This window comes from Streptomyces caatingaensis (genome assembly GCF_001187435.1).
GTDB lineage: Bacteria > Actinomycetota > Actinomycetes > Streptomycetales > Streptomycetaceae > Streptomyces > Streptomyces caatingaensis.
This window is the reverse complement of sequence record NZ_LFXA01000004.1, coordinates 226,535-240,313: the sequence shown is the minus strand read 5'-3', so window position 1 is coordinate 240,313 and position 13,779 is coordinate 226,535. Positions and strand designations below refer to the sequence as shown.

Sequence of the window (13,779 nt, the reverse complement as noted above, 5' to 3'; positions counted from 1 at the left end):
GGACGGGGCGACCGGGACCGCGGCGGGAACACCGGGGGTTCGGGGCCTCGTCACCCGTCCGGCATACTCGACGGGTGAGCACGATTCCCGAGATCCGCGCCCTGCCCGTACCCGATGGCCTGGAGGGCGAGCGCGTCGACGCCGCCATCGCCCGCATGTTCGGGTTCTCCCGGACCAAGGCGGCCGAGCTCGCGGCCGCGGGCAAGGTCCAGCTCGACGGGGCCGAGGCCGGGAAGTCCGACCGGGTGACCGGCGGGGCCTGGCTGGAGGTCGAGATGCCGGCGCCGCCCGCGCCGGTGCGGGTCGTGGCCGAGCCCGTCGAGGGCATGGAGATCGTCCACGACGACGAGGACATCGTCGTCATCGTCAAGCCGGTCGGCGTGGCCGCCCACCCCAGCCCCGGCTGGACCGGCCCCACCGTGATCGGCGGGCTCGCCGCCGCCGGCTACCGGATCTCCACCTCGGGCGCCGCCGAGCGCCAGGGCATCGTGCACCGCCTGGACGTGGGCACCTCCGGCCTGATGGTCGTCGCCAAGTCCGAGCGCGCCTACTCGCACCTCAAGCACCAGTTCCGCGAGCGGATCACCGACAAGCGCTACCACGCGCTCGTCCAGGGCCACCCGGACCCGCTGAGCGGCACCATCGACGCCCCGATCGGCCGCCACCCGCAGCACGACTACAAGTGGGCGGTGACGGCCGACGGCAAGCCGTCCGTCACGCACTACGACCTCGTCGAGGCGTTCCGGGCCGCCAGCCTACTCGACATCAAGCTGGAGACCGGCCGGACGCATCAGATCCGGGTGCACATGTCCGCCCACCGCCACCCCTGCGTCGGCGACCTGACGTACGGCGCCGACCCGACGCTGGCCAAGCGGCTGCGGCTCACCCGTCAGTGGCTGCACGCCGTGCGGCTCGGCTTCGAGCACCCCTCGGACGGCCGCTGGGTGGAGTTCGGGAGCGACTACCCCGAGGACCTGCGGCACGCGCTGGAGACGGTGCGCGCGGAGAGCGCGTGAGGATCCGGATCGTCGCCGGGGACGAGCTGGAGCACTGCTTCGCGGTGCGCCGCGCGGTCTTCGTCGCCGAACAGGGCATCCCTGAGGCGGAGGAGCTGGACGCCTACGACGCCGAGGCCGTCCACCTGCTGGCCGGCGGGCCCGACGGGCCGCTCGGCACCGTCCGCTTCCTGCACGGCGCGCCCGCGCGGCGCAAGTACGCCCGCGCCGGGGTGGACGACGACGTGACGGCCGTCCTCGGCCGGCTCGCCACCGTCCGCGCCGCGCGCGGCACCGGGGTGGGCGCCGCCCTCGTCCGGGCCGTGGAGGCCGAGGCCCGGCGGCTCGGGCTGGCGCGGGTCTACCTGGAGGCGCAGACGCACGCGCTGGGCTTCTACGAGCGGCTCGGGTACGCGGCCCACGGGCCCGAGTTCGACGAGGGCAGCGGGATCCCGCACCGGGCGATGACCAAGGGGCTGTGAGGCCCGTTCCGTGGCAGGCTGGGGTGAACGACTGTTCCCCAGGCGGCGCGGAGGGCACTCGTGGACCAGCTGGCCCTGCTGTTCGTCCTGCTGCTCGGGGCGCTCGTCACGGTGCCGCTGGGGGACCGGCTCGGGCTGCCGCCGCCGGTGCTGATGACGCTGGGCGGCATCGTCCTCGCGCTGCTGCCGTTCGTGCCGAACATCGACATCCCGCCGGAGTTCATCCTCCCGCTGGTCCTGCCGCCGCTGCTCTACGCGTCCGCCCAGCGCACCTCCTGGCGGCAGTTCGCGGCCAACCGGCGGCCGATCTTCCTGCTGGCGGTGGCCCTCGTCTTCGTCACCACCACCGCGGTCGCGGCCGTCGCCAACGCGATCGTGCCGGGGATCTCGCTCGCCGCGGCCGTGGCGCTGGGCGCGCTGGTCGCCCCTCCCGACCCGGTCGCCGCGACGGCCGTCGCCGGCTCCCTGGGGCTGCCCCGCCGCCTGGTCTCGATCCTGGAGGGCGAGGGGCTCTTCAACGACGTCACCGCCATCGTGCTCTACCACGTGGCCATCGCCGCGGCCGTCAGCGGCAGCTTCTCGCTGCCCAAGGCGGTCGTCGAGCTGGTCTTCTCCGCCGTGGTGGCCCTGGCCGTCGGGCTGCTGCTCGGCTGGGGCGCCAAGCGGCTGATGGACATCCTCGGGGACGCGACGCTCCAGATCGGTCTCACCCTGCTGGTGCCCTTCGTCTCGTACGTCCTGGCCGAGGAGTTCAAGGGGTCCGGCGTGCTGGCGGTGCTGACCACCGCGCTGTACCTCGCCGAGTTCGCGAGCGACGCCGACGACGTCCTGGGGCGGCTGGCCGGGCACACCTTCTGGGAGATCGTCGACACCCTCGTCACCGGTGTCGCCTTCGGCCTCGTCGGCCTCGAACTGCACAACGCCATCGCCACCGCCTCGGGCCGCTGGGGCGAGATGCTCGGCATCGGCGGTGTCGTCGTCGCCGTCGTGGTCGGGGTGCGGCTGGCGTGGCTGCTGCCCGCCGCCTGGCTGGCGAAGCGGCTGCACAAGGGCCGTGACGTCGACGAGGAGATCCTGACGAGCTGGCGGGAGACCGTGATCATGTGGTGGTCCGGGATGCGCGGCGTGGCCTCCGTGGCGCTCGCCCTCGCCATTCCGCTGACCACGAACGACAAATCGCCCTTTCCGGCCCGGGACGAGATCCTCTTCATCGCCTTCGCCGTCATCATCGCCACGCTCGTCGTCCAGGGCCTGACCCTGCCCCGGCTGGTCAAGGCGCTCGGGGTGCGCGGCGACTCCGACTGGACGCGGGAGCTGGAACGGCAGCTCGCCATCCGCGCCGCCAAGGCCGCCCGGCACCGGCTGCTGGAGATCGAGCAGGAGGAGGAGCTCTCCGAGGACCTGAGGGAGATGCTGCACCGGCGCGCCTACGACGTCGGCGCCCGCATCAGCCCCGAGATGGTGGACGAGGAGCGGCGCGAGGCGCACGCCCAGCGCGTCCAGCGGCTGCACACCATCCAGCGCATCCAGGCCGATCTGCTCTCGGCGGCGCGGCACGCGGTCCTCGACGCGCGGAGCGAGCCGTGGATGGACCCGGAGGTGGTGGACCGGGTGCTGCGGCACCTCGACGTCCGTTCGCTGCGCGGGATGTAGCCGCGCGCGGGACGGCGGGGCCGCGCGGCGTCAGTCCGGGCCCGGGCCCGGGCCGATGTCCTCCGACGTCGGCGGGGTCTGCCGGCGGTCCGGCGCGTCGGCCGGGCCGGGCGCGGGCGCGGTGGTGATCCGCGGCAGCGCGTACGGGTGCTCGCGGCGCAGCCACTCCACGAGCTGCTCGCGCACCAGGCAGCGCAGGGTCCAGATGTCGTCCGCGTCCCGGGCCGTGACCAGGGCCCGCACCAGGATCGTGGACGGCGTGGTGTCCGTGACGACCAGGCTCCAGGCCCGGCCGTCCCACTCCGGGGCGTCCTTGACGATCTGGTGCAGGCGCTCGCGCAGCAGGTCGACGGGGGCGGAGTGGTCCAGGTGGAGGAAGACCGTGCCCGTCATGCGGGGGTTGCCGCGGGACCAGTTCTCGAACGGCCGGCCGGTGAAGTACGAGACCGGCATGGTGATGCGGCGCTCGTCCCAGGTGGTCACCACGATGTAGGTCAGCGTGATCTCCTCGACGGTGCCCCACTCGCCGCCCACGACGACCGTGTCGCCGATGCGGACCATGTCGCCGAAGGCGATCTGGAGCCCGGCGAAGACGTTCGAGAGCGTGGACTGCGCGGCCACGCCGGCCACCACGCCGATCAGTCCGGCCGAGGCCAGGACGGACGTGCCGACGGCGCGCATGCCCGGCAGCGTCAGCAGCATGGCCGCCAGGGCGACGACGCAGATGGCCGCCGTGACGATTCTGCGGATCAGGGTGACCTGCGTCCGCACCCGGCGCATCCGGGCCGGGTCGCGGTCGCCGGCGGCGTACCGCGCGTACCCCGCCTCGACGGCGGCGGTGGCCACGCGGGCGGCGAGCCAGGCGCAGGCGCCGATCAGGACGAGGTTCAGCAGCCGGCCGACCGGGTCCTCGTACCCGCGGGAGAGCCCGGCCGAGCCGAGGCCGGCGCGCAGCAGCGCCGCGCACAGCACCAGGCGCAGGGGCGTCCGGCAGCGGCGCAGCAGCCGCCACAGCGGGGCCTCGGGGTGGTGCTCGGCGATCTCGCGCACCGTGCGGTCGGCGGCCCAGCCGACGAACAGGGTGACGAGCACCGCGCCGACGACGACCGCGAAGGGGCGCAGTATGTCCTCCGCCATGGGCCTCAGCTCTCCTTCCGGCGTGCTGCCGGGGCGGGCCCCCTTCGACCGTAGCTGGCACGATGGAGGCCACGCGACGTGATCCGTCCGCTCTGTGTTCAGCTCTGTGTTCAGCCTGCGAGGAAGTGACTCCGGTGCCGTCTCCTACCACGATTGTTCTGTTCCATTCGGCGTACGGTCTGCGACCGGCCGTCCACGCGGCGGCCGGGCGGCTGCGCGGCGCGGGGTACGAGGTGCACGTTCCCGACCTCTACGAGGGGCGCACGGCGGGGACCGTCGAGGAGGGGATGGCGATCAAGGAGGAGATCGGGCGCGAGGAGCTGCTGCGCCGGGCCGTCACGGCGGTGGCGCCGTTGTCCGACCGGGGTGTGGTGTACGCCGGGTTCTCGATGGGCGGGTCGATCGCGCAGAACCTGGCGCTGGGGGACGAGCGGGCGCGGGGGCTGCTGCTCTTCCACGGGACGTCGGACCTGGCGGAGGACGCGGGGGTGGACGAGCTGCCGGTGCAGCTGCACGTGGCGGACCCGGATCCCTTCGAGCCGCACGACTGGCTCAACGCGTGGTACCTGCGGATGGGGCGGGCGGGGGCGGACGTGGAGGTGCACCGGTATCAGGGGGCTGGGCACCTGTTCACGGACAGCGAGCTGCCCGACTTCGACGGGGAGGCGGCGGAGCGGGCGTGGCGGGTGGCGCTGGGGTTCTTGGAGGAAGTATCCGGCTAGGCCGGGGGGTTGAGCCCCTGCCCCGCCCTTTCACCGTTTCCCCGGGGGCAAGCCCCCGGACCCGGACCGCGCTCTGCGCGGTGGGCGGGGCTTCGCCCCTGCGCCCCACCGGGGGCTCCGCCCCCTGGACCCCCGAATCGCGGCTTCGCCGCTCGTCCTCAAGCGCCGGACGGGCTCAAGCGCCGCGGGCCTGGGGAGGTCACCCCACCGGTGACTTCACCCGCTCCACGCGCTGGGTGCCCGACGTCGTCCGGTACGAGCGCTTCCACGAGGACGTCGCGGCCGGGTCGCGCTTGTCGGAGAGGACGTAGTAGTCCATCTGCGCCCGCTCGGCGGTGACGTCGAGGACGCCGTAGCCGTGGGAGTCCATGTCGACCCACTTCACGTGCCGGTTCGCGGCCTTGACGGCGGCGACCGCCGGGAGGGAGACCGTGTGCGGGTGGACGTGCAGCGTGTCGTCGAGGTTGTCGGCGGTCACCGAGGTGACGACGAACTCGGTGGCGACGGAGCGCGAGAGCGGGTACGTCGCCGCCTTCGCCGGCACGTCGTTGGCCCAGGCCATGTGGATGTCCCCGGTCAGGAAGACCGTGTTGCGGATGCCCCGGCCCGTCAGGTGCTCCAGCAACTCGTGCCGGTCGTGCGTGTAGCCGTCCCACTGGTCGGTGTTGACGGTGATGCCCTCGGCGGGCAGCCCCAGCAGCTTGGCGAGCGGCCGCAGCAGGTGCGCGGGCAGGGCGCCGAAGGCGACGGGCGACATCATCACGGGGTTGCCGACGAACCGCCAGGTCGTGTCGGAGGCGGCCAGGCCCTCCTTCAGCCAGTCGAGTTGGACCCGTCCGGCCAGCGTCCGGGAGGCGCCGTCCACCGTGCCGGCGCCCGTCCTGGCCTGCTGCGAGCGGAACGACCGCAGGTCCAGCAGGTGCAGATCGGCCAGGCGGCCGAAGCGCAGCCGCCGGTAGGTGGTGCCGGCGACCGACGGCCGCACGGGCATCCACTCGAAGTACGCCTGCTTCGCCGCGGCCATGCGGACCTTCCAGTCGCCCTCGGTGCCCGGGGTGTGGTTGGTGGCCCCGCCCTCCCAGGCGTTGTCGGCGAACTCGTGGTCGTCCCAGATGGCGACCATCGGCAGGGCGTGGTGCATGGCCTGGAGGTCGGGGTCCGTCTTGTAACGGCCGTGCCGGACGCGGTAGTCGGCGAGCGTGACGATCTCGTGCTCGGGCTCGTGCTTGCGCACGACGTACTTGGCGGCCGGGTATTCGCCCGACCTGTACTCGTAGATGTAGTCGCCGAGGTGCAGCACCGCGTCCAGATCGCGCCGGGCCGCGAGGTGGCGGTACGCGGAGAAGTGGCCCGACTCCCAGTTGGCGCAGGAGACCACGCCGAAGCGGAGGCCGTCCGGCGTCGCGTCGGGGGCCGGTGCGGTGCGCGTGCGGGCGGTCGGGGAGACGGCGTCGCCGGCCCTGAAGCGGTAGAAGTAGCCGGTGGCCGGGCGCAGTCCGCGGACGTCGGCCTTGACCGTGTGGTCGGACGCGGCCGTCGCCGTCACGGTGCCGGTGGCGACGACGCGTCCGAAGCCGGAGTCCTCGGACACCTCCCAGGTGACGGGGGTGTCGGGCCCGCGGCCCGAGCCGGGGGTGGCGTCCGGGACGGGCGTGACGCGCGTCCACAGCAGGACGCCGTCGGGCAACGGGTCGCCGGACGCCACGCCGTGGAGGAAGGCGGGCCGCGCACCGCCGGCCGCGCGGGCCGGGGCCACGCCCAGCAGCGTCGCGGTCGCTGCCGCGGAGGTGACGAGAGTGCGGCGGGATATGGGGAGATTCACGGGCGATTACCTTAACGCTTTGGTAATGCCCGGGTAATACGGGGCGCTTGGGGGGACGGCCCCGGGGCCGTCCCCCCTTCGCGCGGTCACTTCTTCCGCGGACCGAATTCCTTGTCCATCGCCTCGTCGAACAGCTGCTTGGTCATCGGAGGCACCGGGCCCTTGGGGCCCTGGACCGTCAGCTGCTTCTTGCCGTGCAGCAGCGTCGGGGTGCCGTTCACCCCGTCCTTGCCGAAGAGCTTGCCCATCTCCAGGCCCCAGCGGTCGTAGACGTGGTCCTTGACGTTCTTCTCGAAGTCCTTGTTGCCCTTGAGGGCCGGGACCTGCTGGGCGATGTCGAGGAGGTTCTTGTCGTCGGCGAAGGCGTCGTCCCGCTCGTCGGGGTGGTTCTTCTCGGCGTAGAGCGCCGCCTTGTAGTCGAGGAACGCTTCCGGGCTGACGTTCAGGGCGGCCCCCAGCGCACTGACGGCGTTCTTGGAACCACTTCCCGAGAGCATGCCGTCAAGGAAGTTCACCATGACGATGCGGACCTTGTATCGCCCGTCCTTGACGTCCTGGCGGATGGTCGGGCCGACCTCCTGCTCGAAGCCTGCACAGCTCGGGCAGCGGGGGTCCTCGAAGACCGTCAGGGTCTCCTTGGCGCTCTTCTCGCCGATGACGATCTCGTTGCCGTTCTCACCCGTGGTGTTGGCGGGCTTGACGAGTTCCTTCTTGGCGGCGGCCTTCCAGTGGTCGCTGCCGCCGTCGTTCATCTTGGTGACCGCGACGGCTATGCCGGCCGCGACCGCCAGGGCGACCACCACCGCGCCGCCGACGATGAGCTGGCGCTTGGTCTTGTCCTTCTTGGCCTGGCGTTCGCGCTCGGCGCGCAGCCGCTCTCGGGCCGCCTGCTTGTTCTGGGCATTGTTGCGGTTGCTCATGATGGCTTCTCCGGGTGTAGGGCGTTGGGACGTGTTGCTCAGGCAGTGAGGGCCTGAGGCGGTCCGCGCCGTACCACGGAGTGGACGAGCAGGGGGAGCTTGCGGGAACGCAGGGTGTCGCGGGCCGGGCGTACCGTCGCGCCCGACGGCCGGAGCGGAATGCCCAGTGCGGCGGCGGCCCACAGCAGCGGGCGGACGGCGAACGCGGCCAGCGCGCGCAGCAGCCGGGTGAGGGCCACTTCGCCGCGCCGCAGCCAGAAGGCGGCCAGCAGGCCGATGGTGATGTGCCCGGCGAGCAGCAGCCACGGGACCGTGGAATTGATCTGGTCCGGAGTGTGCGGGACGGTGGCCATCCGGGCCAGCGGTGCGCCGACTTGGCCGCTTCGGCAGACGAGATCGATGCCGAGGGAGTGCAGCGGACCGGCCACCGGGCCCCCGGCGGGCCCGTAACAGGCGTGCTGCCCCGTCGTGAACACCGTGTCCGCCGCCAGCTCGAGAGGGATGAGCAGGCCGGCTATCGGCCAGTAGCCGCGCTCGCGGCCGGCGAGGGCGAAGGAGAGGGCGAAGTAGCCGGCCGACAGGGCCGCGACCGTGGTCGCGGGGAGCGGCATCCGGGAGAGCAGGATGTGGGAGGCCGAGGAGAGGGCCACGCACAGTGCGGTGAACAGCCCGGCGCGCAGCGCCCGCAACCGAACTCCCGTCCCCTTCATAACCGGGAAGTGTGCCACGACACGCCGCAGTTGTCGTGTCAAGATTCGGCATCACCCGGGGGAGGGGCCGGGGACGGGAGTCCGGTGCGAGGGGGGTTACTTCAGCCGGGCGTTCACGGCGGAGGCGAACTGGTCCGGCGTCATGGGCGGGTTGTCGCTCCCCTGGGCCGTCAGCTTCTTGCCGTCCAGCTTGATGGTGGGGGTGCCGGTGATGTCCTTGTTCTTGTCGAACGCGGCGGACATCTCCAGGGCCCACTTGTCGAAGGTGCCCTCCTTGACGTTCTTCTCGAAGTCCTTGTTGCCCTTGAGGGCCGGGACCTGCTGGGCGATCTTCAGCAGGGTGTCGTCCTTCGCGAAGTCGTCCTTGGTCTCCTCGGGGTGGTTCTCCTTGGCGTAGAGCGCCTTGTTGTACTCGACGAACGCCTCGGGGCTGACGTTCAGCGCGGCGCCGACCGCGCTGAGCGCGTTCTTGGATCCGGTGCCGGGGAGGTTGCGGTCGAGGAAGGTGCCGATGTGGTACGAGACCTTGAACTTCCCGTCCTTGACGTCCTTGTCGATCGCCGGGCCGACGTTCTGCTCGAAGACCGAGCAGACCGGGCAGCGCATGTCCTGGTAGACCTCCAGGGTGTGCTTGGCGTTCTTGTCGCCGACGACGACCTCGGTGCCGTTCTCGCCCGCGGTGTTGGCCGGCTTGACGAGGGTCTTCTTGGCGGCGGCGGACCACTCCGAGCCGGTGCCGCTGCCGCCGCCCAGCTGGGTGACGGCGACGGCTATGCCGCCCGCGACGGCCAGGACGCCGACGAGCGAGCCGCCGACGATCAGCTGGCGCTTGGTCCTCTCCTTCTTGGCCTGGCGTTCGCGCTCGGCGCGCAGCCGCTCACGGGCGGACTGCTTGTTGTCCCAGTTGTTGCGCTTGCTCATGGTGGTGCTGCTCCGTGGTGCGAGGGGTCTTCCGGGTCAGGCGGGGACGGCGGGCACGGGCGGCCCGCGTCTGACGACGGAGTGGAGCAGCGGCGGCCCGGAGGGCGCGGCCGGACGGGCGGCGGCGGGGACGGCCCGGCGGCGCGGCGCGGGGGCCGGCACCGTGGCGCGGGCCGGGCGCAGCGGCCGGAAGGCGGCCGCCGCGGCGGCGAGCAGCAGCCGGACGAGGGCCCGCTCGCCGCGGGCGAGCCAGGCGGCGGCCAGCAGGCCGACGGCGACATGTCCGGCGAGCAGGAGCCAGGGGGCGAGGCCGGGGCCGGTGAGGCGGGCGAGCGGGGCGCCGAGGCGGCTGCCGCCGCAGAGCATGGTGAGGGCGCCGGGTGCCGGTCGGCCGGCCGCGTCGTAGCAGGCGTCCTGGCCCGCCCCGAAGGCGGCGCCGAGGGCGAGCTCCAGCGGGACGAGCAGGGCGGCGATGTGCCCGAAGCCCCGCTCGCGGCCGGCCAGCGCGTAGGCCGCCGCGAGGACCCCGGCGCCGGCCGCGCCGGCGACCGGCAGGGGCAGCGGGCGCCCGGACAGCACGGCGTGCGAGGCCGTGGAGAGCAGCAGGCACAGCGCCGTGAAGAGGGCCGCGCGCAGCGCCCTCGGCCGTGCCGCTGATATGTCCATGCATGCGAGTCTGGCACGTTCCTGGATAAGTGGCTCCTAAAGACCGCTTCGCCATCGAAAACATCGAATGTGCGTGCGATGGGTCCCCCGTGGCGTCCGCGTCCCCCGCGCCCGCCGTGCCGGGGGGTGCGGGCCGGTACCCTTCAAGACTGCCGTGCCGCCCTGTCCCCGAACCGCCGCCGGAGGTCGTCCACCGTGAGCAAGCCGCCCTTCACGCACCTGCACGTCCACACGCAGTACTCGCTGCTGGACGGTGCCGCGCGGCTCAAGGACATGTTCAGCGCCTGCAAGGAGATGGGGATGACGCACATCGCCATGTCCGACCACGGCAACCTGCACGGCGCCTACGACTTCTTCCACCAGGCCAAGAAGGCCGAGATCACGCCGATCATCGGCATCGAGGCGTACGTCGCCCCCGAGTCGCGGCGCAACAAGCGGCGCATCCTGTGGGGCCAGCCGCACCAGAAGCGCGACGACGTCTCCGGCTCCGGCGGTTACACCCACAAGACCATCTGGGCGGCGAACAAGACCGGTCTGCACAACCTCTTCCGGCTCTCCTCCGACGCCTACGCCGAGGGCTGGCTGACCAAGTGGCCGCGGATGGACAAGGAGACCATCGCCCAGTGGTCCGAGGGCCTGATCGCCTCCACCGGCTGCCCGTCCGGCGAGGTGCAGACCCGGCTGCGGCTCGGCCAGTTCGACGAGGCCCTGCAGGCGGCCAGCGACTACAAGGACATCTTCGGGGAGGGCCGGTACTTCCTGGAGCTGATGGACCACGGCATCGAGATCGAGCGCCGCGTCCGCGACGGGCTGCTGGAGATCGGCAAGAAGCTGGGCATCCCCCCGCTGGTCACCAACGACTCCCACTACACCTACGCGCACGAGGCGGCCGCCCACGACGCGCTGCTGTGCATCCAGACCGGCAAGAACCTCTCCGACCCCGACCGCTTCAAGTTCGACGGCACCGGCTACTACCTGAAGTCGACCGAGGAGATGTACGCCATCGACTCCTCGGACGCCTGGCAGGAGGGCTGCGCCAACACCCGCCTGGTGGCCGAGCAGGTCGACACCACCGGCTGGTTCGAGAAGCGCGACCTCATGCCCAAGTTCGACGTGCCCGAGGGCTACACCGAGGTCACCTGGTTCCAGGAGGAGGTCCGGCGCGGCATGGCCCGCCGCTTCCCCGGCGGCGTCCCCGAGGACCGCCAGAAGCAGGCGGAGTACGAGATGGACGTCATCATCCAGATGGGGTTCCCCGGCTACTTCCTCGTCGTCGCCGACTTCATCATGTGGGCGAAGAAGAACGGCATCGCGGTCGGCCCCGGCCGTGGCTCCGCGGCCGGCTCGATCGTCGCGTACGCCATGGGCATCACCGACCTCGACCCCATCCCGCACGGCCTGATCTTCGAGCGGTTCCTCAACCCCGAGCGCGTCTCGATGCCCGATGTCGACATCGACTTCGACGAGCGCCGGCGCTCCGAGGTGATCCGGTACGTCACCGAGAAGTACGGCGCCGACAAGGTCGCCATGATCGGCACGTACGGCACCATCAAGGCCAAGAACGCCATCAAGGACTCCGCGCGCGTCCTCGGCTACCCGTACGCGATGGGCGACCGCATCACCAAGGCGATGCCCGCCGACGTCCTCGGCAAGGGCATCCCGCTCTCCGGCATCACCGACCCCTCCCACCCGCGCTACAGCGAGGCGGGCGAGGTGCGCGGGATGTACGAGAACGAGCCGGACGTCAAGAAGGTCATCGACACCGCGCGCGGCGTCGAGGGCCTGGTCCGGCAGATGGGTGTGCACGCGGCCGGCGTGATCATGTCCAGCGAGACGATCACCGACCACGTCCCCGTCTGGGTCCGGCACACCGACGGCGTGACCATCACGCAGTGGGACTACCCGAGCTGTGAGTCGCTCGGCCTGCTGAAGATGGACTTCCTGGGCCTGCGCAACCTCACGATCATGGACGACGCGGTCAAGATGGTGAAGGCCAACAAGGGCCTCGACATCGACCTGCTGGAACTGCCGCTCGACGACCCCAAGACCTTCGAACTGCTCCAGCGCGGCGACACCCTCGGCGTCTTCCAGTTCGACGGCGGGCCCATGCGCTCCCTGCTGCGGCTGATGAAGCCCGACAACTTCGAGGACATCTCCGCCGTCTCGGCCCTCTACCGGCCGGGCCCGATGGGCATGAACTCCCACACCAACTACGCGCTGCGCAAGAACGGCCAGCAGGAGATCACGCCGATCCACCCGGAGCTGGAGGAGCCGCTCAAGGAGGTCCTGGACGTCACCTACGGCCTGATCGTCTACCAGGAGCAGGTGCAGAAGGCCGCCCAGATCATCGCCGGCTACTCGCTCGGCGAGGCCGACATCCTCCGCCGCGTGATGGGCAAGAAGAAGCCCGAGGAGCTGGCGAAGAACTTCACCATCTTCCAGGGCGGCGCCCGCAAGAACGGCTACAGCGACGAGGCCATCCAGGCGCTGTGGGACGTGCTGGTGCCCTTCGCCGGCTACGCGTTCAACAAGGCGCACTCCGCCGCGTACGGACTCGTCTCCTACTGGACCGCCTACCTCAAGGCCAACCACCCGGCCGAGTACATGGCCGCCCTGCTGACCTCCGTCAAGGACGACAAGGACAAGTCGGCGACATACCTCAACGAGTGCCGCCGCATGGGCATCAAGGTGCTCCCGCCGAACGTCAACGAGTCCGAGTCGAACTTCGCCGCGCAGGGCGACGACGTGATCCTCTTCGGCCTGACGGCCGTCCGCAACGTCGGCCAGAACGTCGTCGACTCGATCATCAAGTGCCGCAAGTCCAAGGGGAAGTACTCCTCCTTCCCCGACTTCCTCGACAAGGTCGAGGCGGTCGTGTGCAACAAGCGCACCGTCGAATCCCTCATCAAGGCCGGGGCGTTCGACACCATGGGGCACACCCGCAAGGGCCTCACCGCGCACTACGAGCCGATGATCGACAACGTGGTGGCGGTCAAGCGCAAGGAGGCCGAGGGGCAGTTCGACCTCTTCGGCGGGATGGGCGAGGAGGACAGCAGCGAGCCGGGCTTCGGCCTGGACGTGGAGTTCTCCGACGTCGAGTGGGAGAAGTCCTACCTCCTCGCGCAGGAGCGGGAGATGCTCGGCCTCTACGTCTCCGACCACCCGCTCTTCGGCATCGAGCACATCCTCAACGACAAGGCCGACGCCGGGATCAGCCAGCTCACCGGCGGCGACTACGCCGACGGCGCGATCGTCACCATCGGCGGCATCATCTCCGGCCTCCAGCGCAAGATGACCAAGCAGGGCAACGCCTGGGCCATCGCCACCGTCGAGGACCTGGCCGGCTCCATCGACTGCATGTTCTTCCCCGCCACCTACCAGCTGGTCTCCACCCAGCTCGTCGAGGACGCCGTCGTCTTCGTCAAGGGCCGGCTCGACAAGCGCGAGGACATCCCGCGGCTGGTCGCGATGGAGCTGATGGTCCCCGACCTGTCCAACGCGGGCAGCAACGCGCCCGTCGTCATCACCATCCCCACCGTCAAGGTCACCCCGCCCATGGTCGAACGGCTCGGGCAGGTGCTCACCCACCACCGGGGCTCCACCGAGGTGCGGATCAAGCTCCAGGGGCCGCGCAAGACGACCGTGCTGCGCCTGGACCGGCACCGGGTCACCCCGGACCCCGCGCTCTTCGGCGACCTCAAGCAGCTGCTCGGACCGTCCTGTCTGGCGGGCTGAGCCCGTCCCGTACGCC

The 13,779-nt window shown here is 71.3% G+C and carries 11 protein-coding genes; 5 read left to right on the top strand and 6 right to left on the bottom strand.

The genetic code is table 11. The features are described from left to right. Positions 1–74 precede the first annotated feature (74 nt). The 3 genes from AC230_RS08465 to AC230_RS08455 are packed head-to-tail and all read left to right on the top strand — an operon-like array spanning position 75 to position 3,130. Complete coding sequence (locus AC230_RS08465; RefSeq protein WP_049715451.1) at positions 75–1,016, top strand: RluA family pseudouridine synthase; 942 nt, start codon at positions 75–77, stop codon at positions 1,014–1,016. After that, on the top strand, positions 1,013–1,477 hold the full coding sequence (locus tag AC230_RS08460) for a GNAT family N-acetyltransferase (RefSeq protein ID WP_049715450.1): 465 nt from the start codon (positions 1,013–1,015) through the stop codon (positions 1,475–1,477). The genes AC230_RS08465 and AC230_RS08460 overlap by 4 nt, the downstream gene beginning before the upstream one ends. A 60-nt stretch (positions 1,478–1,537) precedes the next feature. Further along, positions 1,538–3,130, top strand: coding sequence for a Na+/H+ antiporter (locus AC230_RS08455; protein WP_049715449.1), 1,593 nt, complete (start codon positions 1,538–1,540; stop codon positions 3,128–3,130). A 30-nt stretch (positions 3,131–3,160) separates the two neighbouring features. Here AC230_RS08455 and AC230_RS08450 read toward each other — a convergent pair whose 3' ends face one another. Then, positions 3,161–4,267, bottom strand: a complete 1,107-nt coding sequence (locus AC230_RS08450) for a mechanosensitive ion channel family protein (protein ID WP_049715448.1) — start codon at positions 4,265–4,267, stop codon at positions 3,161–3,163. A 134-nt stretch (positions 4,268–4,401) separates the two neighbouring features. Between AC230_RS08450 and AC230_RS08445 the strand changes: the two genes are divergently transcribed. Beyond that, the gene (locus tag AC230_RS08445) at positions 4,402–4,989 is read left to right on the top strand and encodes a dienelactone hydrolase family protein (protein ID WP_049715447.1); all 588 of its coding nucleotides are present in this window, start codon (positions 4,402–4,404) and stop codon (positions 4,987–4,989) included. Positions 4,990–5,188: 199 nt separating this feature from the next. On the opposite strand, the gene AC230_RS08440 is transcribed toward AC230_RS08445, so the two are convergent. The 5 genes from AC230_RS08440 to AC230_RS08420 all read right to left on the bottom strand — a co-directional run bounded on the left by AC230_RS08440 (position 5,189) and on the right by AC230_RS08420 (position 10,028). Then, a complete protein-coding gene (locus tag AC230_RS08440; RefSeq protein ID WP_049715446.1) occupies positions 5,189–6,811 on the bottom strand; it encodes an alkaline phosphatase D family protein in 1,623 nt (540 codons plus the stop codon). An 86-nt stretch (positions 6,812–6,897) separates the two neighbouring features. Continuing rightward, the gene (locus AC230_RS08435) at positions 6,898–7,731 is read right to left on the bottom strand and encodes a thioredoxin domain-containing protein (protein ID WP_049715445.1); all 834 of its coding nucleotides are present in this window, start codon (positions 7,729–7,731) and stop codon (positions 6,898–6,900) included. A 38-nt stretch (positions 7,732–7,769) separates the two neighbouring features. Further along, the gene (locus AC230_RS08430) at positions 7,770–8,441 is read right to left on the bottom strand and encodes a hypothetical protein (RefSeq protein ID WP_049715444.1); all 672 of its coding nucleotides are present in this window, start codon (positions 8,439–8,441) and stop codon (positions 7,770–7,772) included. 96 nt (positions 8,442–8,537) lie between these two features. Continuing rightward, entirely contained in the window at positions 8,538–9,362 is an 825-nt protein-coding gene (locus AC230_RS08425) for a thioredoxin domain-containing protein (RefSeq protein ID WP_049715443.1), read from the bottom strand. Positions 9,363–9,398: 36 nt separating this feature from the next. Continuing rightward, the gene (locus tag AC230_RS08420; protein WP_049715442.1) at positions 9,399–10,028 is read right to left on the bottom strand and encodes a hypothetical protein; all 630 of its coding nucleotides are present in this window, start codon (positions 10,026–10,028) and stop codon (positions 9,399–9,401) included. Positions 10,029–10,223: 195 nt separating this feature from the next. On the opposite strand from AC230_RS08420, the gene dnaE reads away from it, so the two are divergent. Continuing rightward, the gene (dnaE, locus tag AC230_RS08415) at positions 10,224–13,763 is read left to right on the top strand and encodes a DNA polymerase III subunit alpha (protein ID WP_049715441.1); all 3,540 of its coding nucleotides are present in this window, start codon (positions 10,224–10,226) and stop codon (positions 13,761–13,763) included. The last annotated feature ends 16 nt before the right edge of the window (positions 13,764–13,779 follow it).

Coding starts and splice junctions, on each gene's coding strand:
- AC230_RS08450 (WP_049715448.1), bottom strand. CDS start 4,267: ATGGCGGAGGACATACTGCGCCCCTTCGCGGTCGTCGTCGGCGCGGTG.
- AC230_RS08420 (WP_049715442.1), bottom strand. CDS start 10,028: ATGGACATATCAGCGGCACGGCCGAGGGCGCTGCGCGCGGCCCTCTTC.
- AC230_RS08435 (WP_049715445.1), bottom strand. CDS start 7,731: ATGAGCAACCGCAACAATGCCCAGAACAAGCAGGCGGCCCGAGAGCGG.
- AC230_RS08425 (WP_049715443.1), bottom strand. CDS start 9,362: ATGAGCAAGCGCAACAACTGGGACAACAAGCAGTCCGCCCGTGAGCGG.
- AC230_RS08430 (WP_049715444.1), bottom strand. CDS start 8,441: ATGAAGGGGACGGGAGTTCGGTTGCGGGCGCTGCGCGCCGGGCTGTTC.